This window comes from Blastococcus aurantiacus (assembly GCF_900102425.1).
GTDB lineage: Bacteria > Actinomycetota > Actinomycetes > Mycobacteriales > Geodermatophilaceae > Blastococcus > Blastococcus aurantiacus.
Genome location: NZ_FNBT01000004.1, coordinates 28,091 through 46,808, shown reverse-complemented (window position 1 = coordinate 46,808; position 18,718 = coordinate 28,091). Strand labels below are relative to the sequence as shown.

General features: G+C 74.2%; 18 protein-coding genes and 1 pseudogene. 14 read left to right on the top strand and 5 right to left on the bottom strand.

Annotation, left to right across the window (positions count from 1 at the left end):
- The first annotated feature begins 41 nt into the window (after positions 1-41).
- Positions 42-1,979, top strand: a complete 1,938-nt coding sequence (locus BLS70_RS08940; RefSeq protein WP_255362342.1) for a putative bifunctional diguanylate cyclase/phosphodiesterase — start codon at positions 42-44, stop codon at positions 1,977-1,979.
- On the opposite strand, the gene BLS70_RS08935 is transcribed toward BLS70_RS08940, so the two are convergent.
- Positions 1,976-2,776 carry an SGNH/GDSL hydrolase family protein gene (locus tag BLS70_RS08935; protein ID WP_255362341.1) on the bottom strand — a complete coding sequence of 267 codons (801 nt, stop codon included), beginning with the start codon at positions 2,774-2,776 and terminating at the stop codon, positions 1,976-1,978. The two genes, BLS70_RS08940 and BLS70_RS08935, sit on opposite strands and share 4 nt — an antisense overlap.
- Before the next feature lie 100 nt (positions 2,777-2,876).
- Between BLS70_RS08935 and BLS70_RS08930 the strand changes: the two are divergent.
- Both BLS70_RS08930 and BLS70_RS08925 read left to right on the top strand, forming a co-directional pair.
- Positions 2,877-3,739 (top strand): annotated as a pseudogene (locus BLS70_RS08930) (SDR family NAD(P)-dependent oxidoreductase).
- 88 nt (positions 3,740-3,827) lie between these two features.
- Complete coding sequence (locus BLS70_RS08925; protein WP_091766217.1) at positions 3,828-4,613, top strand: transglutaminase-like domain-containing protein; 786 nt, start codon at positions 3,828-3,830, stop codon at positions 4,611-4,613.
- Between the two features lie 69 nt (positions 4,614-4,682).
- Here the strand turns inward: BLS70_RS08925 and BLS70_RS08920 are convergent, their stop codons facing one another.
- The gene (locus BLS70_RS08920) at positions 4,683-6,113 is read right to left on the bottom strand and encodes a dihydrolipoyl dehydrogenase family protein (protein ID WP_091766214.1); all 1,431 of its coding nucleotides are present in this window, start codon (positions 6,111-6,113) and stop codon (positions 4,683-4,685) included.
- Between the two features lie 35 nt (positions 6,114-6,148).
- Here BLS70_RS08920 and BLS70_RS08915 point away from each other — a divergent pair, with 35 nt between their 5' ends.
- From BLS70_RS08915 to BLS70_RS08895, 5 genes are all read left to right on the top strand, one after another.
- Entirely contained in the window at positions 6,149-6,661 is a 513-nt protein-coding gene (locus tag BLS70_RS08915; protein ID WP_091766211.1) for a flavin reductase family protein, read from the top strand.
- A gap of 68 nt (positions 6,662-6,729) precedes the next feature.
- Positions 6,730-7,356, top strand: coding sequence for an RNA polymerase sigma factor (locus tag BLS70_RS08910; RefSeq protein ID WP_091766208.1), 627 nt, complete (start codon positions 6,730-6,732; stop codon positions 7,354-7,356).
- Complete coding sequence (locus BLS70_RS08905; RefSeq protein WP_091766205.1) at positions 7,340-8,437, top strand: hypothetical protein; 1,098 nt, start codon at positions 7,340-7,342, stop codon at positions 8,435-8,437. The genes BLS70_RS08910 and BLS70_RS08905 overlap by 17 nt, the downstream gene beginning before the upstream one ends.
- 5 nt (positions 8,438-8,442) lie before the next feature.
- Complete coding sequence (locus tag BLS70_RS08900) at positions 8,443-9,447, top strand: ABC transporter ATP-binding protein (RefSeq protein WP_255362340.1); 1,005 nt, start codon at positions 8,443-8,445, stop codon at positions 9,445-9,447.
- Positions 9,444-10,295 carry an ABC transporter permease subunit gene (locus tag BLS70_RS08895; protein ID WP_091766201.1) on the top strand — a complete coding sequence of 284 codons (852 nt, stop codon included), beginning with the start codon at positions 9,444-9,446 and terminating at the stop codon, positions 10,293-10,295. The genes BLS70_RS08900 and BLS70_RS08895 overlap by 4 nt, the downstream gene beginning before the upstream one ends.
- A gap of 121 nt (positions 10,296-10,416) precedes the next feature.
- On the opposite strand, the gene BLS70_RS08890 is transcribed toward BLS70_RS08895, so the two are convergent.
- A complete protein-coding gene (locus tag BLS70_RS08890; protein ID WP_091766197.1) occupies positions 10,417-11,238 on the bottom strand; it encodes a 2,3,4,5-tetrahydropyridine-2,6-dicarboxylate N-succinyltransferase in 822 nt (273 codons plus the stop codon).
- A gap of 69 nt (positions 11,239-11,307) precedes the next feature.
- Here BLS70_RS08890 and bla point away from each other — a divergent pair, with 69 nt between their 5' ends.
- Together bla and BLS70_RS08880 are read left to right on the top strand one after the other, a co-directional pair.
- Positions 11,308-12,225 carry a class A beta-lactamase gene (gene bla / locus BLS70_RS08885; protein ID WP_091766194.1) on the top strand — a complete coding sequence of 306 codons (918 nt, stop codon included), beginning with the start codon at positions 11,308-11,310 and terminating at the stop codon, positions 12,223-12,225.
- Between the two features lie 69 nt (positions 12,226-12,294).
- Complete coding sequence (locus BLS70_RS08880) at positions 12,295-14,910, top strand: bifunctional FO biosynthesis protein CofGH (RefSeq protein ID WP_091766191.1); 2,616 nt, start codon at positions 12,295-12,297, stop codon at positions 14,908-14,910.
- Here BLS70_RS08880 and BLS70_RS08875 read toward each other — a convergent pair.
- Positions 14,836-15,279, bottom strand: a complete 444-nt coding sequence (locus tag BLS70_RS08875; RefSeq protein ID WP_091766187.1) for a hypothetical protein — start codon at positions 15,277-15,279, stop codon at positions 14,836-14,838. The two genes, BLS70_RS08880 and BLS70_RS08875, sit on opposite strands and share 75 nt — an antisense overlap.
- Before the next feature lie 274 nt (positions 15,280-15,553).
- On the opposite strand from BLS70_RS08875, the gene BLS70_RS08870 reads away from it, so the two are divergent.
- Positions 15,554-16,003, top strand: coding sequence for a cupin domain-containing protein (locus BLS70_RS08870; protein WP_091766184.1), 450 nt, complete (start codon positions 15,554-15,556; stop codon positions 16,001-16,003).
- Positions 16,004-16,066: 63 nt separating this feature from the next.
- Positions 16,067-16,483 carry a hypothetical protein gene (locus BLS70_RS08865; protein WP_091766181.1) on the top strand — a complete coding sequence of 139 codons (417 nt, stop codon included), beginning with the start codon at positions 16,067-16,069 and terminating at the stop codon, positions 16,481-16,483.
- Between the two features lie 3 nt (positions 16,484-16,486).
- Here the strand turns inward: BLS70_RS08865 and BLS70_RS08860 are convergent, their stop codons facing one another.
- Positions 16,487-17,098, bottom strand: a complete 612-nt coding sequence (locus tag BLS70_RS08860) for a LysE family translocator (RefSeq protein WP_091766178.1) — start codon at positions 17,096-17,098, stop codon at positions 16,487-16,489.
- Positions 17,099-17,290: 192 nt separating this feature from the next.
- On the opposite strand from BLS70_RS08860, the gene BLS70_RS08855 reads away from it, so the two are divergent.
- Positions 17,291-17,656: a hypothetical protein gene (locus tag BLS70_RS08855; RefSeq protein WP_091766175.1), complete on the top strand. Its 366-nt coding sequence runs from the start codon at positions 17,291-17,293 to the stop codon at positions 17,654-17,656.
- Between the two features lie 44 nt (positions 17,657-17,700).
- A complete protein-coding gene (locus BLS70_RS08850; protein ID WP_091766172.1) occupies positions 17,701-18,714 on the top strand; it encodes an NADPH:quinone reductase in 1,014 nt (337 codons plus the stop codon).
- The last annotated feature ends 4 nt before the right edge of the window (positions 18,715-18,718 follow it).

Here is an 18,718-nt window from a genome sequence, read left to right as displayed (position 1 = left end):
AGTTCCGTCACTTCACGCCTCCGATGCGTAACCCTGACCCGGTGAGCCTTCCCGCCGAGACGCCGTGGCAGCCCGCCGGCACGCCCAACGCGGCGGCAAGGCAGCGCATGCGGGCCATCGACACGCTGCTCGCCGACCGCGGCCAGTTGTTCCAGGCGCTCTTCCTCTCCGCTCCGATCGCGAAGGCGCTGGTCGACCTCGACGGTCACGTGCTGGTGGCGAACCCGGTCATGTGCGCCCTCACCGGCCGCAGCGCCGACGAGCTGGCCGGTCGGCACATCGACCTGTTGGCCCACCCCGACGACCCGCCGGTCGCCGACCTCGGCCTCGCGCCCGCTCCCGGCGAGCCCGCCCTGGACCCCAACCTGCTGCTCGACGGCGAACGCCGCATGCGTCGCTCCGACGGCACCGAGCTATGGGTCGTGCAGACCCACGAGATCGTCCGGCACAACAACGGCGCCCCGCAGTTCGTCGTCCTCTCGCTGGTCGACGTCACCGACCGCCGCCGGGCCGAGGACGACCTGGTCCGCCGAGCGTTCACCGACCCGCTGACCGGGCTGCCCAACCGTCGTGCGCTCACCGACCGGCTGCGGCACGCCGTCGCGCTGTCCCGCCGCCGCGGCCTGCAGGTCGGCCTGGTGCACCTCAACATCGACCGCTTCCGGGCGGTCAACGACACCCTCGGCCACGAGGCCGGCGACATGCTGCTCAGCCAGATCGCCGACCGGCTGCGGTGGAGCACCCGCGTGGAGGACACCGCGGTGCGCCTGGGGGCCGACGAGTTCCTCGTCGTCGCCGAGGACGTCGAAGACCTGGAGGGCCTGCGGGCGCTGGCCGAGCGGCTGCTCAGCGTGCTCGACGAACCGTTCGTGGTGGTCGACCGAGAGATCACCCTGTCGGCCAGCGTCGGGCTCACCCTCGGCTCCGACATGACCCCCGACGACCTGCTGCGCCAGGCGCAGAGCGCGCTGACCAAGGCCAAGGCCGACGGCAGCCGCGCCCGCGTCGAGGTGCACGAGGGCGCCCTGAGCGACAGCGACGTCGACGCGCTCCAGCTCGAGGTCGACCTCCGGCACGCGCTCGACAACGACGAGCTGCGGCTGTTCTACCAGCCGATCGTGCACCTGGCCGACGAGTCGCTGCTGGGCTACGAGGCGCTCATCCGCTGGCAGCACCCGACCCGCGGCCTGCTGCCGCCGGGCGCCTTCCTGGACGCCGCCGAGAACAACCGGCTGACCTCGAAGCTCGGCGCCTGGGTGCTGCGGCGCGCCTGCAACGACGCCGTGACCTGGCCCGAGGACCTGCGCGTGCACGTCAACGTCTCCGCCCGGCACCTGGCCGAGGACGGTTTCAGCGAGCTGGTCGCCGCAGCCCTCGAGGAGTCCGGTCTCGAGCCCTCGCGGCTGGAGCTGGAGATCACCGAGTCGACGGCGCTCTTCGCCGCCGAGGCCACGCTGCACTCCGTCGCCGTCGTCACCGACCAGGGTGTGACCCTCGCGCTGGACGACTTCGGCACCGGCTATTCGGCCATCACCGCGCTGCACCGGCTACCGATCCACACGCTCAAGATCGACCGCTCGTTCGTCGCCGACGTCGTGGCCGAGCCCGCGACCGCCGCGCTCGTGCAGGGCCTGCTGCAGCTCGGCCGCGGCATGGGCCTGCAGGTGATCGCCGAGGGCATCGAAGACCTGGACCAGGCCGCCTGGCTGCTCGACCACGGCTGCGCGATGGCGCAGGGCTTCGCGTTCGGCCGGCCCGCACCGCTGCCCAGCCCGACCGACGTGCTCATCGGCGAGGTCACCGACACCCCCGCGGAGGACGTCGCCGGCGCGCTGCTCCCCGACGCGCTGGAGACCCCGATCGTCCCGCAGCCGCGCCCCGCCCTCCCCGGGACGCCGCGCCGGGTCGTGCTCGCCACCGACGACACCGGCAAGTTCGGGCTCTTCGACCACCTCGCCGACGAACCCGAGGACTCCTAGCCCCGCGGGAGGGCCAGGGGCACCGGACGCTTCGGTGCCCGCCCGTCCCCCGACGACGTCCCGCGCAGCCGCCGGCCGATCCAGGGCCCGACGTAGCCGCGCACCCACGCGGCCTCCTCGGCCACGGCGACCCGGAACGCGCGCGCCGGCTGCGGCGGAAGCGGGGTGCGCCACTCCTCGTCGTTCCCGGTCGGCACCCCGAGCGCGGTCGCCGCGGCCAGCGCCGTGCGCCGGTGCCCCTCGGGCGTGAGGTGGATGCGGTCGGCGTCCCACAGGCGGAAGTCCTGCAGCCAGTCGGCGCTCCACTGGTCGAGGACGGCGGCACCGGTGCGGGCGGCGATCGCCCAGATATCGGCGTTGAAGACGGCGATCTTGCCGCGGGCCCGACGCAGGAGCGGGGTGTTCCGGGTGTCGACGCCGGTCGCGAGCAGCACGTCGGCGCCGGCCTTCCGGAACCGGACGACGGCAGCCTCCAGGGTCGCGGCGAGCTCGTCGGGGTCGGCGCCGGGCCGCATGAGGTCGTTGCCACCGGCGACCAGGCTGACCAGGTCCGGCTGCGCCTCCAGCGCCACGGGCACCTGCTCCTCGACGACCTGTCGCAGCAGCCGCCCGCGGATGGCGAGGTTGGCGTACTCGACGTCGCCCCCCGTCGCCGCCGCCAGGTGCTCGGCGAGCCGGTCGGCCCAGCCGCGGAACTCGTCGGTCCGCGTCGGATCGGCGTCGTTCAGCCCCTCGGTGAAGGAGTCGCCGAGGGCGATGTAGCGGTGCCAGGGAGCGGAGGTGGGAACGAACTGCACGTCGCTCACTCCATCACGCGCGCCGCCGCGTCCGGGACCGGCCGGTCCGTGCCGTCGCGCACTCCGCTCGATCGGTGCCCCAGCGGGACCCGGACGTGGCATGTGCGACGTCCGAAGACCGCCGGAGGCCGGAGTCGAGGACCGGCACGGTCGAGGCATGGATCTCGAACTGCACGACAAGGTCGCCGTGGTCACCGGTGGGAGCCGGGGCATCGGCCTGGCGACGACGCAGACGCTGCTGCGGGAGGGTGCGAAGGTCGTCGTCGCCTCCCGCACACGCAGTCCGAGCTGGTCGCCCTCGAGAGCGAGGACCTGCACCACGTGGTCGTCGACCTCACCGACCCCGATGCACCGGGCGGCGTGATCGCCGCCGCCGTGGGGGTCTTCGGCGGGGTGGACGTCCTGGTGAACAACGCCGGTGGACCACCCCCGGGTGCGACGCTGCCCCGCTTGTCCTTCATGGCACCCGACGACGCCGACTGGCGCTCGATGATCGAGTTCAACCTCCTGTCCGCCGTCCGTGCGGTGCCGGCGGTCGTTCCCGTGATGCTCGAGCGAGGGGGCGGAGCCATCGTCAACGTGTCGACGGCCAGCGCCCGAGCGCCCGGGGCCATGAACGCCGACTACGCCGCGGCCAAGGCGGGCCTCAACGTCCTCACGAAGGCGCTGTCCGAGGAGTACGCGCCGCAGGGGATCCGGGTGAACACCGTCTCCCCCGGTCCCGTGCGGACGCCGTGGTGGACCGACGAGGGGGGCGCGGCGGACGTGCTCGCCACAGCCTTCGGCACCGACCGCGAGAGCGTGCTCGACCACGTGGCAGCCGAGGCGATGCACCTGTCCTCCGGACGGCTGGCCGACCCCCAGGAAGTGGCCGACGTCGTCGCGCTGCTGGTCTCACCGAGGTCGGGCAGCACGACCGGCGCGGACTACGCGGTGGACGGAGGCTTTCTGAAGGAGGTCTGACGGCGGTGCAGGTGAACGGCGGGTAAGAAGCCTGCGTCGGTCCTGTTGCTACCCGGCGGCGACGTCGATCCGCCGTCACGATGCCCGCATGCGCATCGACGTCGCCGCCTCGCTGTCCCTCTCCTCCCCCGCCCCGGCGACCACGCTCCTGCAGGTCGCGGTGCCCGCGCCGCTGACCGAGCAGCTCACGGTGATCTCCGGCGGCGGGTTTCTGGAGCCGGACGAGTTCGAGGTCGACGGCGCGCGCGTGCACCGCCTCGGACTCGCGCCCGGGCAGACGACGATCACCTACTCGGCGTCGGTCGAGGACGGTGGGGCCCCGCGCGCGGTGACCCCGGCCGACTGGGCGGTGGCGCTGCGGCCCAGCCGCTACTGCCCCTCGGACCAGCTCGAGGGGTTCGCGCACGCGGAGTTCGACACCACGATGCCGCGGGCGGAGCTGGTGCCGGCGGTCGCGGCGTGGGTGCACCGGCGGCTGACCTACACCTCGGGGTCCAGTCGGCCGGTGGACACCGCCGTCGACACCCTGCTCATGGGCCAGGGCGTGTGCCGCGACTACGCGCACCTGACGATCACCCTGCTCCGCGCCCTGGAGGTCCCCGCCCGGCTGGTCGCCGTCTACGCGCCGGGCCTGCACCCGATGGACTTCCACGCGGTGGTCGAGGCCGACGTCGACGGCACCTGGTGCGTGGTCGACGCGACCCGGCTGGCCCCCACCCGCTCGCTGGTCCGCATCTGCGCGGGCCGGGACGCCGCCGACACCGCGTTCCTGACCACGCTGGGCGGTGTCGCCCGGTTCGAGGGCATGACCGTCACGGCGACCACCGCCGGCACCCTGCCCGCTCCCGACGACGCCCCGTTCCCGCTCCCCTAGGGGCCAAGATGGCCATTGTGACCCTCCCGGGCGTCGACCCGTCGACCCGTCGAGATGTCGACGAGTCGATCAGTCGCCGTCGCGCCAGGTCTCCAGCAGCCGCAGCCAGATCTCGCTCATCGTCGGGTAGGCCGGGACGGCGTGCCACAGCCGCGCGATCGGCACCTCGCCGACGACGGCGATCGTGGCGGCGTGCAGCAGTTCGGCGACGCCCGGGCCGATGAACGTGACCCCGAGCAGCACCTCGCGCTCGGTGTCGACCACGGCGACCGCCGTCCCGGTGTAGCCGTCGGCGAACAGCGACGCTCCCGCGACGCTGCCGATCGGGTACTCGACCACCCGGTGCGGCAGACCGGCCTCCCGCGCGTCGGCGGCCGTGCGCCCGACACTGGCGACCTGCGGCATGGTGAAGACGACCGACGGGGTGGCGGTGGCGTCCGCGGTCGCCGCGGTCGGTGACCACGCGGCGCCGTCGACCTGCTCGCCGCGGGACCGGGCGACGATGGCGGCCGCTGCCTGACGCGCCTGGTACTTCCCCATGTGCGTGAGCAGCTGGCGGCCGTTGGCGTCGCCGACGCCGTAGAGCCAGGGCAGACCGTCGACCTGCAGCGTGTCGTCGACCGGCAGGTACTCGCCCGGTTCCAGGCCGACGGTGTCCAGGCCGATGTCGGTCGTGCGCGCGGCGCGGCCGATGGCGACCAGCACCTCGTCGCCGCGGTACTCCTCGTCCCCCGCCGTCAGCACCACCTCGGTGCCCTCGCGGCGGGCAGCGGTGACGCCGACGCCGAACCGCACGTCGACGCCGGCCGCGCGCAGCGCCTCGGTGACCGCCTCGCCGGCCTGGGGCTCGGAGCGGGGCAGCAGCCGGTCGCCGCGCTGGAGCAGGGTGACCTGGGAGCCCAGCGCCTGCCACGCGGTGGCCATCTCGCAGCCGACGTAGCCGCCGCCGAGGATCAGCAGCCGCGCCGGCGCCTCCTTCGCGCTGGTCGCCTCGCGCGGCCCCCACGGATCGACGTCGGCCAGCCCGTCCACCGGCGGCAGCTTGCCCACGGACCCGGTGCAGACCGCGACGGCGACGCGGGCGGTCAGCCGGGTCCCGTTCCCGTCGGCATCGGTGACGACGACGGCGCGCTCGCCGGCCAGCCGCCCCGTGCCGCGGACCAGGTCGATGCCGGCGCCCTGAACCCAGTCGACCTGGCTCGAGTCGTCCCAGCCGTGGGTGAAGGAGTCGCGGCGGGCCAGGGTGGCGGCGACGTCCTGCTCACCGGTCACCGCCTGCTTCGCGCCGTCGACGGCGCGGGCCTCGGTCAGCACCTCGGTCCCGCGCAGCAGCGCCTTGCTCGGCATGCAGGCCCAGTACGAGCACTCCCCGCCGACCAGCTCGCTCTCCACGAGGACGGCGGACAGCCCGCCCTTCACCACGACGTCGGCGACGTTCTCGCCGGTCGACCCCGCTCCGAGGACGACGACGTCGTAGGTCCGCTCCCGCGCGCTGCTCATGTCCCCATCCTGGCCCGTGTGCTGGACTGGCGGCCATGCCGGTCGACGCCACGGAGTACGCCGCCGCCCTGGGCCAGTACGCCGCCGGGGTCTGCCTGCTGACCGTGAGGGACGGCATCGACGACGTCGGGACGACGGTCAGCTCGGTGATGAGCGTGTCGGCCGCTCCGCCGCTGGTCGCCGTCGGGCTGACCGCCGCGGGCTACCCGGCGGAGGTGCTGGAGGAGGTCGGCAGCTGCGCCCTGACCGTGCTGGCCGCGCCGCACGCGATCATCGCGTCCCGCTTCTCCTCGGCCGGGCGGCCCAGCGCACGGCACCTGCTCGAGACCGTGCCGTGGACGCGCGCGCCCGCGAGCGAGGCGATCGTGCTCGACGGCGGGCTCTCCGCGCTGGACTGCCGGCTGGAGCGGCTGGTGGAGGCCGGTGACCACGTGCTCGCCCTGCTCGAGGTGGTCCAGGTGCTGCCCGGCGACCCGGTGGGGGTGCCGCTGCTGCGCCACCGCGGGCGGTACGTCGACCCGACCGGCTCGGCGGCCGGCCGGGCCTGACGCGGGCGCCCGCACGGCAGACTTCGGGGCCGGTGTCACAAACCGGGCCCCGGCGGTGCTTCCCAGGCATGGACCTCGTGCGGCATCCCCCACCCGGAGCGGCGGTGCCGGCGTTCGCCGTGGCGCTGCCCGCCGGCGTGATCACGCGGATCGGAGGGAGGGACGGCGTGCCGGTTCCCGATGCGCCCGCTCGCGGCGCGCTGCGCCCGGACCTCGACGTCGTCTTCCGTCGTGAGTACGAGCGGGTGGTCTCCGTGGCCGCCCGCGTGCTCGGCTCGCGCGACCAGGCCGAGGACGTCGCCCAGGAGGTGTTCCTCGCCTTCAACCGCTCGTCGGTGCCGGCGGGCGAGGCGGGAGGGTGGCTCTCGGTGGCCGCGGCCCACACCGCGCTCAACCTGATCCGTTCCGGGCGCCGCCGGGCCTCGAACGAGGAGACCGCGGCCTCCGCCGTCCCCCTCGCCGAGCCCGACGTCGCCGAGGTCGTGGTGACGCTCGAGGAGCGCAGCCGCGTCCGTGCCGCACTGGCCCGGCTCCCCCACAAGCAGGCCGTCGCCCTGGTGCTGCGGCACAGCGGGCTGAGTTACGCCGAGGTCGCGGCCGCCCTGGACCTGTCCCCCGGCAGCGTCGGCACCACCGTGCGACGCGCCGAATCCGCCCTGCGCAAGGAGTTGACCCGTCATGCGTCATCCCACTGACGGCGTGCTGCGCCGGCTGCTCGACGAGCCCGCCGGCGTGGCCGAGGCCGACCGCCGGCACGTCGCCGACTGCGCCCAGTGCCTCGCCGCGCTGGCCGCCACCCGCGAGGACGCCGCGCTCGTCGGCGCCGCCCTGACCGCCGAGGCCGACGTCGATGTCCCGGCCGCCTGGGCTCGGCTGTCGACGGCCGCGTCGGCGTCCGCGGCCCCGGTCCGGGCCCCGGCACCGGTCCCGGCGCGATCGGCCCGCCGCGGCCGGTTCGGCGAACTGGTGCGACGCCCCGCCGCGGCGGCGCTGGCCTTCGGCGTCGTCCTGGCCGGTGCCGGCACTGCGGCCGCCAACGACTGGCTGCCGATCTTCCGCACCGAGGAGGTCGCCGCGATCGGCCTCGACAGCGCCGACCTCGTCGCCCTCCCCGACCTGGAGGCCTACGGCACCGTCGAGATGACCGGCGACGACGACCTGCGCCCGGTGCCGGACGCCGCGACCGCCGAGGCGGAGAGCGGCTTGGACGTGCCGGAGGTCGACGCGCTGCCTTCGGGCATCACCGGGGAGCCGGAGTACCAGGTGGGCGGCGAGGTGACGGCCACCTTCACCTTCGACGCCGACCGCGCGGCGCAGGCCGCGGCCGAGGCGGGCGAGACGCTGCCGACCCCGCCGGCCGGTCTCGACGGCGCCTCGGTGCGCCTCGTCGCCGGCCCGGGCGTCGCCCAGGTCTGGCAGAGCGGCAGCGGTGCGCCCGGGCTGATCGTGGGCCGCGCCGTCGCGCCGTCCGCCTTCTCCTCCGGAATCCCCTTCGAGACGGTCCGGGACTACCTGCTCTCGCTGCCCGGCCTGCCCCAGGACGTCGCCGCGCAGCTGCGCACCTTCACCGCCGACGGCTCCACGCTGCCGCTGCCGGTGCCCTCGGACCTCGTGACCACCACGACCGAGGACGTCGACGGCGAGGAGGCCACGGTGCTCGCCACCCGCGACCGCACCCTGGCCGCCGTGGTCTGGGTCGAGGACGGTGAGGTCACCGTGGTGGCCGGCGCCTTCGACACCGGCGAGGTGCTCGAGGTCGCCCGGGGGCTCCGCTGAGCGCGGTGCCCGGCGGGGCCTTCATCGACGGGGCGGGGACCGGCCGCGACGACGTCCTGCGGGACGCGGCGCGGCTGGTCGCCGACCTGCCACCTCCGGCGGCCGCCTGGTGCACCGGGCTGCGCAAGCGGTACGGGAAGCGCACCGCCGTGGACGGCGTCTCGCTGGAGGTCGGTCGCGGCGAGGTGGTCGGGCTGCTCGGCCCGAACGGCGCCGGGAAGACCACGGTCATCAAGATGCTGCTCGGCCTGGTGCGCCCCGACGCCGGCGAGGTGCTGCTGCTCGGGCAGCCGGCCGCCGAACCCGCCGCCCGGGCCCGCGTGGGCTACCTGCCCGAGCTCTTCCGCTACCAGCCGTGGCTGAGCGCCGCCGAGGTGCTGGCCCTGCACGTCCGGCTCTCGGGCGCCGAGGTCAGCGCCCAGGAGCAGCGCGACTGCCTCGAGCTCGTCGGCCTCGCCGAGCGTGCCGGTGACCGGGTCGGCGGCTTCTCGAAGGGGATGCAGCAACGGCTGGGCCTGGCCGTGGCCCTGGTGGCCCGGCCGGAGTTCGTCGTCCTGGACGAGCCGACCAGCGCCCTGGACCCGCTGGGCCGGGTCGACGTCCGCGACATCGTGCTGTCGCTGAAGTCGCGTGGCATCGCTGTGCTGCTGAACTCGCACCTCATCGGCGAGGTCGAGCGGGTGTGCGACCGGGTGGTCATCCTCGACCGGGGCCGCGTCGCGGCGTCGGGATCGCTGGTGGAGCTGCTCGGCCAGCACGAGGTGCGCCTGCACCTCACCGGTATGCCCCCGGCCGCCGAGGGCCGGCTGGCGACGGCGGGACGCGTCGAGCGGGAGGGCGACTGGTTCACCGTGGCGTTCCCGGCCGACGACGAGGCCACGGTGCCCGACCTGGTGCGCGACCTCGTGGCCCTCGGCGTTCGCGTGCACGCCGTCGAGCCGGGGCGGATCAGCCTGGAGGAACGGCTGCTGGGCATCCTGCGCGACGGAGCCGAGGAGGAGCGCTCGTGACCCGCGTCGTCCTGACCGTCGCGGGGCTGACCCTGCGCGAGGCCGCCCGACGGCGAGTGCTGCTGGCACTCGCGCTGCTCACCCTGGTCCTGCTCGCGCTGAGCGGGTGGGGTTTCTCCCGCTTCGCCGCGGAGTCCGGCGGCACGCTGACCAGCGGCGAGGCCCGGCTGACGGCCTCCATCCTGCTCAATCTGGTCATGTTCGGCTACAGCCTGATCGCCGCGCTGGGCACCGCGTTTCTCGCCGGTCCGACGCTGGCGGGCGAGACGGAGTCGGGCATCGCGCTGGCGGTGCTGGCCCGGCCGATCCGGCGCTCGGCCTTCCTGCTGGGCAAGTGGCTGGGGCTGGTGACCTTCGGCAGCGTCTTCGTCGTGCTCGCGGGCCTGTCCCAGTGCCTCGTCGTCCGGGCGACGGTTGACTACTGGCCACCGGAGCCGGCGACCGCGCTCGCCCTGCTCGCCGCGCAGACGACCGTGCTGCTCACCCTCGCCGTCCTGCTCTCCAGCGTCATCTCGCCGATGGCCTCGGGTGTGGTCGCGGTCGGCATGTTCTGCACCACCTGGGTGGCGGGTGTGGTCGGCGGCATCGGCGCCTCGCTGGACAACGAGGCCGTCGCCCGTGTCGGGTCGGTGTCGCGGGTGCTGCTGCCCACCGACGGCCTGTGGCGCGGGGCGATGCACGGGTTCCAGGACCCGTCGGCGCTGCTCCAGTTCGGCGGTGCCGACGGCGAGGCGTTCCCGTTCCTCAGCGTCGCCCCGCTCACCTGGGCCTACCTGGCCTGGGCAGCCGTCTGGGTGGCGATGGTGTGGGGGCTGGCCGCGGTCTCCTTCGTCCGCCGGGACCTCTGACGCTCTTCCGCGCACAGTCGGCCTCTGCCCACACCTGTGGGCAGAGGCCGACTGCGTGAGGAACACCTCTGCGAGCCCCCGCCGTCCACGTCCTAGCCCTTGGCGATCTCCTACGCCCGATTCACGGGGCGACCCCGTGCTCGCGCAGGACCTCGTGCAGGGCGAGCTTGTCGTGCTCCTGGCCAGGCTCCAGGTAGCGGAGGACCAGGAGGCACGGCAGACCGAAGTCGCCGCCGGGGAAGCTCCGCACGCGACTGGAGCCGACGCAGACCGCTCGCTCAGGAGCGACGCCGCGCTCGAGCTCGGCGCCCGTCTCGGCCTCGAACACGCGCGTGCTGGCGGTGAGGACGGCGCCCGCGCCGAGCTTGGCGCCCCGGCGCACGCGCGCTCCCTCGACGACCATCGACCGCGACCCGATGAAGGCGTCGTCCTCGATCACGACGGGCGCGGCCTGCGGCGGCTCGAGCACGCCACCGATGCCCACTCCGCCCGACAGATGCACGTTGCGGCCGATCTGCGCGCACGAGCCCACGGTCGCCCAGGTGTCGACCATGGAGCCGCTGCCGACGTAGCCGCCGATGTTGGTGAAGCTCGGCATCAGCACCGCGCCCGGCTCGACGTGACTGCCCCACCGGGCGATCGCACCGGCCACGACGCGCACGCCGGGAAAGCTCGTCTTGAGCGGCACCCGGTCGTGGACGTAGGAGCCTCCGTGGCTGCCCTCTGCCATCGGCAGAAGCGTGAACGCCAGCAGGATTGCCCGCTTGGCGCGTTCGTCCACCACGACGTCGTCGCCCTCGACATGGGCGACACGCGCCTCACCGGCGTCGAGCAGGTCGATGGCGGCGACGACCTGCGCGCGGGCGTCGTCGTCGTCCGGGCCGAGGGTCGTGCGGCGCTCCCACAGCTCGTCGATGACGAGGCCGATGACGGTGTCGGTCATGCCGCGGAGGCTAGTGCCGGGCAGCCACGTCCCGGGGCCCGGAAAGAACCTCGATAACTTCCGGAACCGATGAGCGCACTGCGGACCTCGGCCCTCGCCGTCGCGCTCACCGCGCTGCTCGGCGCCTGCGCCTCCGCGGAGCCCGCGGCCGCGCCTACCTCCACGACCACGCCCACGGCACCCGCCACGTCGTCGGCATCCGTGGTCGACGTCGCCCCTGCCCTCCAGCAGCTGGAGGCCGAGTTCGGCGCCCGGCTCGGGGTGTTCGCGCTGGACACCGGGACCGGGCGGACGGTCGAGCACCGCGCCGACGAGCGCTTCGCGTACGCCTCGACGCACAAGGCGCTGAGCGCTGCCCTGGTGCTCGACCGGACCACTGACGCCGAGCTCGACCAGGTGGTGGCCTACGACGCCGACGACCTCGTGGCCCACTCGCCGGTCACCGAGCGGCACGCCGGCACCGGGCTGCCGCTGCGCGAGGTCCTGCAGGCAGCAGTCAGCGAGAGCGACAACACCGCCGCCAACCTGCTGCTCGCCCGGCTCGGCGGGCCGGAGGGCTTCCAGCAGGCGCTCCGCGACCTCGGGGACGACGTCACGCAGGCCGACCGGTTCGAGACACAGCTCAACGAGGCGACGCCCGGGGACGAGCGCGACACCAGCACTCCCCGGGCACTCGCCACCGACCTGCGGGCCTTCCTCCTGGGCGACGCCCTGTCCGAGGAGGACCGCGCGCTGCTCACCGGGTGGATGCAGGAGAGCACCACCGGCTCGGCGCTGATCCGGGCGGGAGTCCCGGCGGGCTGGGCGGTCGCCGACAAGTCGGGGGCCGGCGGCTACGGGACGCGCAACGACATCGCCGTCCTGGAGCGGCCGGACGGTCCCCCGATCGTGCTCGCCGCGCTCTCCAGCCGGGACGCGGCCGACGCCGCGTACGACGACGCGCTGGTCGCACGGGCCGCCGAGGTGGTCGTCGACGCTCTCGGCTGAGGCGCCGGGAGGCCGATCGCCGGGGCGGGACCCCGGAAGGCAATTCGGCGGACTAGCGTCGGACGCGCTATGAGCGCTCTGCCTGCACCCACCGAGTCCGCCCTCCGCCGCGCGCTGACCCGCGCTGAGCGAGGCGTGACCCTCGACGCCGTCGAGGCCGAGACGCTGCTGCACGCCCGCGGCCTGGCCGACGGCGAGCCGCTGGACCGGCTGCTGACCGCCGCCGCACGCGTGCGCGACGCCGGCCTGACATCCGCGGGCCGGCCCGGCGTGGTGACCTACAGCCGCAAGGTGTTCATCCCGCTCACGCACCTGTGCCGCGACCGCTGCCACTACTGCACCTTCGTGACGACGCCGGGTCAGCTGCGGGCCGAGGGCAAGGCCCCCTACCTCTCCCCCGACGAGGTGCTCGACGTCGCGCGGGCCGGTGCGGCGATGGGCTGCAAGGAAGCGCTGTTCACCCTGGGCGACCGCCCCGAGGACCGCTGGCCGGTCGCCGCCGAGTGGCTGGAGGCGCACGGCTTCGACTCGACGCTGGGCTACCTGCGCGCCATGGCGATCCGGGTGCTGGAGGAGACCGGCCTGCTCCCCCACCTCAACCCCGGCGTCCTGTCGTGGGAGGAGATCCAGCGGCTGAAGCCGGTGTCGGCGTCGATGGGCATGATGCTGGAGACGACGGCGACGCGGCTGTGGTCCGAGCCCGGCGGCCCGCACTTCGGCTCCCCGGACAAGGAGCCCGCCGTCCGGTTGCGGGTGCTGGAGGACGCCGGGCGCTCCGCCGTCCCCTTCACTACGGGCGTGCTGCTCGGCATCGGCGAGGACTACGCCGAGCGGGTCGACGCCGTCCTGCAGATCAAGGCCAGCGCGCAGCGGCACGGTCACGTGCAGGAGACGATCGTCCAGAACTTCCGGGCCAAGCCGCGTACCGCGATGCAGGCGCACGACGACCTGGAGCTGCAGGAGTACGTCGCCGCCGTCGCCGTCACCCGGCTGCTGCTCGGCCCCAAGGCGCGCGTGCAGGCCCCGCCGAACCTGTCCGACTCCACCGAGCTCGGCCTGCTGCTGCGCGCCGGCGTCGACGACTGGGGCGGGGTCTCGCCGCTGACGCCCGACCACGTCAACCCCGAGCGGCCCTGGCCCAACATCGACAAGCTCGCCCAGCTGTCGGCCGACGCCGGCTTCGAGTTGCGCGAGCGGCTGGCCGCTCAGCCGCCGTACGTGCTGCAGCCCGAGCCGTGGCTGGACCCGCGGGTGCGCCCGCACGTCGACGCGCTAGCCGGCCCCGACGGCCTCGCCGTCGAGGGACGGCTGCCGGTCGGCCTGCCCTGGCAGGAGCCGGACGAGTCCTGGACGATGTCGGGGCCGGGAGTCGGCCGGGTCGACCTGCACGTAGAGGTGGACACGACCGGTCGCACGTCGGACCGGCGCAGCGACTTCGACGCCGTCTACGGCGACTGGTCGGAGCTGCGCGACCGCACCGAGAGCGCCCGCGACGGGCACTCGACCGCGCTGACCGTCGGCGACCCCGAGGTGCACGCCGCGCTGGCGCACGCCGAGGCGGACCCCGCCGGGCTCTCCGACGCCGAGTACCTCGCCCTGCTGGGTGCTGACGGCGCGGACCTCGAGGCGCTGTGCGCGCTGGCCGACGCCGTCCGCAGGGACGTCAACGGCGACGACGTCACCTACGTCGTGAACCGGAACATCAACTTCACCAACGTCTGCTACACCGGCTGCCGGTTCTGCGCCTTCGCCCAGCGGCGCACCGACGCCGACGCGTACACGCTGTCCATGGAGCAGGTCGGCGACCGCGTCGACGAGGCCTGGGCCGCCGGCGCGACCGAGATCTGCATGCAGGGCGGCATCCACCCCGACCTCCCGGGGACGGCGTACTTCGACCTGGCGCGCGAGGTGAAGAAGCGGCAGCCGGGCATCCACCTGCACGCCTTCAGCCCCATGGAGATCGTCAACGGGGCCGCGCGCACCGGGCTGTCGTACCGGGAGTTCCTGACCGCGCTCAAGGAGGCCGGGCTCGACTCGATCCCCGGCACTGCGGCGGAGATCCTCGACGACGACGTCCGCTGGGTGCTGACCAAGGGCAAGCTGCCGACGGCGGCCTGGCTGGAGATCATCGGCACCGCGCACGAGGTCGGGCTGCCCACGACGTCGACGATGATGTACGGCCACGTCGACACCCCGGCGCACTGGGTCGGGCACCTGCGCACCCTGGCCGCGCTGCAGGACCGCACCGGCGGGTTCAGCGAGTTCGTGCTGCTGCCGTTCGTGCACCACAACTCGCCGATCTACCTCGCCGGCGTCGCCCGGCCGGGCCCGACGGTCCGGGAGAACCGGGCCATCCACGCCGTCGCCCGGCTGCTGCTGCACGGCCGCATCCCGAACATCCAGACCTCGTGGGTCAAGCTCGCCGACGCCGGCACCAAGGCCGTGCTCCAGGGCGGGGCGAACGACCTCGGCGGCACGCTCATGGAGGAGACGATCAGCCGGATGGCCGGCAGCGAGAACGGCTCGCTGAAGACCATCGCCGAGCTGGAGGCGATGGCCGCGGCGATCGGCCGGCCCGCACGGCAGCGGACGACCGAATACGGAAGGCCATCAGCCGAGCGTCTCGCGACCGCCCGCTCCGACGAAGGTCGCCGACGGCTCACCCTGTCGATCACGCCGTCCTGAGGTCGCTACGCGGTAGGCGAACGCCGCCTGCAGGACGTAGACGGCGGCCATCGCGACGAACGACGCCGCGAGACCGGCCCACTGGCCCGCGGTGAAAGGCCCGAGTCCTTCCAGATCGGTCGTAGCGATGCCGATCGCCTGCACCGGGATCGCGATCGCTCCCGCACCGAAGACGACGAGCGGCCAGCGGGCGCGGCTCCAGGCCAGCGCGACGGCCCCAGGAACCAGGAAGAGCACGTAGAAGAGCGCGATGAACGCCGAGCCGCTCCAGGTGAACGACCGGTCGCCGTCGGCGACGATCATGATCACGCGCATCAGGCCGCGAGTGAGGAGCGCCCCGACCAGGCCGCCCGACACCGCCGCGGCCACGCCTCGTGCTGCGACTCGCAGCACCCGCTGCCCGTCCATACCCGCTCCCCCACCTCCGGTGACCGACGCGGAGACTAGGGCCTGACGGGGCCCCGCGGTGGGCGCAGGAGCGCCGTCGCCGCCCGCTCCGGCACCCCGGTGCCCGTCCTCGCCCGCGACGGCGAGGAGGTGCGGTTGAACGGCCGACCACCGTTCCGTCGCCGGCCACGGCGGGAGCCCCTTGACCGGTCCACCCGCCCCGGGAGACCGTGGTCGAGCGCGGAGGTGGGCGACCATGACGTTCCTCGGACCAGACCAGGGCTCGCGCCTCAGCGCGCTGGGCTCGACGTACACGACCAAGGCCGCCACGGGCGCGACGGGCGGCGCCTACTGGCTGGCCGAGGAGGAGTTCTGGGGCCGGACCACGCCCCTGCACGCCCACACGACGGCCGACGAGGCGTTCTTCGTCTTGTCCGGCCGCGTGGCGGTCTGGCTCGACGGTGCCGAGACCGAGGCCGGCCCGGGTGCGTTCACCCTCGTGCGGCAGGGACGGGCGCACGCGCTGCGCCGGCTGTCCGACGAGCCCGCCCGGATGCTCACCCTGGTCTCGCCGGCGGGGATGGAGAACTTCTTCGCGGCGGTCGTCGAGCACGGCGAGGACGACCTGCTGGCCGACCCGGCCCGCCTCGTCGCCCTCGCCGACGAGCACGGGACCCGCATCCTCGGGGACCACCCCGGCCCGTGACGCCGTACCGGTGGTCCCGGCGTCCCCGACCGGCTGACCGCCGTCCGTCGCTAGCCTCGGCCCGTGGGTCTCTTCGGGAAGTTCGCGTACAGCGACGGGCGGTGGAGCCGGGGCGGCCCGACGGCGGTGCCGTTCCTGCTGGTGGACGTGCACGACAGCGGGTTCGCCACGGTCGACCACCGGCGCTCCGACGCCAGCGGGGGCCGCTTCTTCCTGCGCTACGAGCCGAGGTTCTACTTCGAGGAGCCCGACGCCTCGGACCCGGTCGACGTCGACGCCGAGGCCGACGGCTTCGCCGCGTGGGCGAGGGAGGTGACCGGAGCGGAGGTCGACCCGGCCGAGGTCCGCCCGCTGCTCGCCTCACCCGACGGTGCTCCGCCCACCGACGAGTCGGTCGAGCTCACCGTCGACCGGCTGGCCGCGCTGGCCGGCCTGCCGCCGGTGGAGTGGCCGACCGAGGCCGACGGCTACGCCGGCTGAGCCTCAGCGCTGGGCGAATGCCAGGCGGGCGCCCAGGGCGACGAACGCCCCGCCGAACACCCGCCGCACCCAGGTCAGCACCCGCGGCCGGGAGATGACGTGGTCGCGGACGGCTGCGGCGAACAGCCCGTAGCCGACGAACACCACGAACGTCACGGCCATGAACACCGCGCTGAGCCACAGCATGCTGCCCAGGACGTTCGTCGTCCCTGGTGCGATGAACTGCGGCAGGAAGGCGAGGAAGAAGATCGTCAGCTTCGGGTTCAGGATGTTGACCAGCACCCCGGAGACGATCACCTGCCGCGCCGAGCGCGGGGTGGTCTCGCCCTCGACCGCGAGCGCACCGGTGTCCCGGATCGTGTTATAGGCCATGTAGAGCAGGTAGGCGACGCCGGCGTACTTCACGATCTGGAAGGCCACCGCGCTGGTGTGCAGCAGGGCGGCCAGGCCGGTGATGGCGGCGAGAACGTGCGGCAGCGTGCCGAGCGTGCAGCCGACGGCGGCGATCACGCTCGCCCGGGCGCCCCGTGCCAGGCCGGCGGCCACGGTGTAGAGCACACCGGTCCCCGGAGTGGCGACGACGACGAGCGTGGTGAGCAGGAACTCGACGCTCATGACGACTCCTCCGTCCGGCCGGTCGGTGCCCCGGAGGCTACGCAGACCTGACCGTCCGGGGAACGGCTCCGCTCGCCGCCGGGACGACACGATCGGGCGCGTCGTGTCGCCTTCTGCCCTGATCAGGCCGCTGTTCCGGCACGATGCGGCCGACCGCGCGGCGGCTGAGCCGCGCCAGGGAGAGGAACCCTCGTGGCCGCGCAGGATCGAATCACCCCCCGCAACCTGTACCTCTACCTCGTCTGCCTGATCGCCCTGCTGGTCGGCCTCTTCGCCGCCGTCCAGCTGGTGCAGAGCGCGATCGGCATCGCCTACCCCGACGCCACGGCCGACTTCGGGTGGACGGCCTACACGCCGCTCGAGGAGGCCTCGGGGTACCTCTCCGAGGAGCAGACGAACGACGTGCAGCGGCGCCACGAGATCAAGGAGACCGTGACCGCAGGGGTGACGCTGCTGCTGGCCGGCGGCATCTACGCCCTCCACTGGCGCCGCGCACAGCGGGAGCGGTCGCTCCCGGTCGCCGCCCCCGAGGTGCCGGCCGCTCCCCCGGGCTCCTGACCGACCGCGTGCGTCGGGAGGAGCCTGCCGGGTAGGGCTGCACCGTGCGTGCCATCTCCTACCGCCGTGCCGGCGGACCCGACGTCCTCGAACTCCTCGACCTCCCCGCGCCCGACCCGGGTCCGGGTGAGGTGCGGGTGCGCGTCGCGTTCTCCGGCGTGAACCCGACGGACTGGAAGTCCCGCAGCGCAGCCCAGCCCGGTCCCGAGGGCCAGGTCCCGAACCAGGACGGCGCGGGCACCATCGAGGCCGTCGGCCAGGGCGTCGACCCGGTGCTGATCGGGCAGCGGGTGTGGATCTGGGAGGCCGCCTGGCAGCGCCGCTGGGGCACTGCCGCCGAGCACACCGTCGTCCCGGCCCGGCACGTCGTCCTGCTGGGCGCCGACCCCTCCTTCGAGCTCGGCGCCTCCCTCGGCATCCCGTTCCTCACGGCGCACCGCTGCCTGACCGTCGCGGAGTCGCTGCCCGACCGGCTCGGTGCCGGCGCCCTCACCGGGCACACCGTGCTCGTGCAGGGCGGCGCCGGCGCGGTCGGCAACGCCGCCATCCAGCTCGCCCGCTGGGCCGACGCGACCGTGATCGCCACGGTCAGCGGCCCGCGCAAGGCGCAGCTGGCCGCGGCCGCCGGCGCCGACCACGTCGTCAACTACCGGGAGCAGGACGTCGTCGCCGAGGTGCGGAAGATCGCGCCCAAGGGCGTCCAGGCGATCGTCGAGGTCTCCGCCGCCACCAACGCCGCCGTCGACGCGCAGGTGGTCGGGATGCACGGCGCCGTCGCCATGTACGCCGACGACGGCGGCGCGGAGGTCACCGTCCCGGTGCGGTCGCAGATGGGGCCCAACGCCCGCTGGCAGTTCGTACTGGTCTACACCGAGCCGGAGCGCGCCAAGGTGCTCGGCATCGAGGACGTCGCCACCGCCGTCGCGGACGGGGCGGCCCGGGTGGGCGACGAGGCGGGCCTGCCGCTGCACGTCTTCCCGCTGGCCGAGACGGCCGCCGCCCACCAGGCCGTGCAGGACGGCGCCGTCGGCAAGGTGCTCATCGACGTCACCGCCTGACCAC

Bases quoted from the DNA above. Each gene is read 5' to 3' on its own strand.
- BLS70_RS08920 (WP_091766214.1), bottom strand. From the start codon at position 6,113: ATGAGCAGCGCGCGGGAGCGGACCTACGACGTCGTCGTCCTCGGAGCG.
- BLS70_RS08915 (WP_091766211.1), top strand. From the start codon at position 6,149: ATGCCGGTCGACGCCACGGAGTACGCCGCCGCCCTGGGCCAGTACGCC.
- bla (WP_091766194.1), top strand. From the start codon at position 11,308: ATGAGCGCACTGCGGACCTCGGCCCTCGCCGTCGCGCTCACCGCGCTG.
- BLS70_RS08910 (WP_091766208.1), top strand. From the start codon at position 6,730: ATGGACCTCGTGCGGCATCCCCCACCCGGAGCGGCGGTGCCGGCGTTC.
- BLS70_RS08870 (WP_091766184.1), top strand. From the start codon at position 15,554: ATGACGTTCCTCGGACCAGACCAGGGCTCGCGCCTCAGCGCGCTGGGC.
- BLS70_RS08905 (WP_091766205.1), top strand. From the start codon at position 7,340: ATGCGTCATCCCACTGACGGCGTGCTGCGCCGGCTGCTCGACGAGCCC.
- BLS70_RS08860 (WP_091766178.1), bottom strand. From the start codon at position 17,098: ATGAGCGTCGAGTTCCTGCTCACCACGCTCGTCGTCGTCGCCACTCCG.
- BLS70_RS08925 (WP_091766217.1), top strand. From the start codon at position 3,828: ATGCGCATCGACGTCGCCGCCTCGCTGTCCCTCTCCTCCCCCGCCCCG.
- BLS70_RS08880 (WP_091766191.1), top strand. From the start codon at position 12,295: ATGAGCGCTCTGCCTGCACCCACCGAGTCCGCCCTCCGCCGCGCGCTG.
- BLS70_RS08890 (WP_091766197.1), bottom strand. From the start codon at position 11,238: ATGACCGACACCGTCATCGGCCTCGTCATCGACGAGCTGTGGGAGCGC.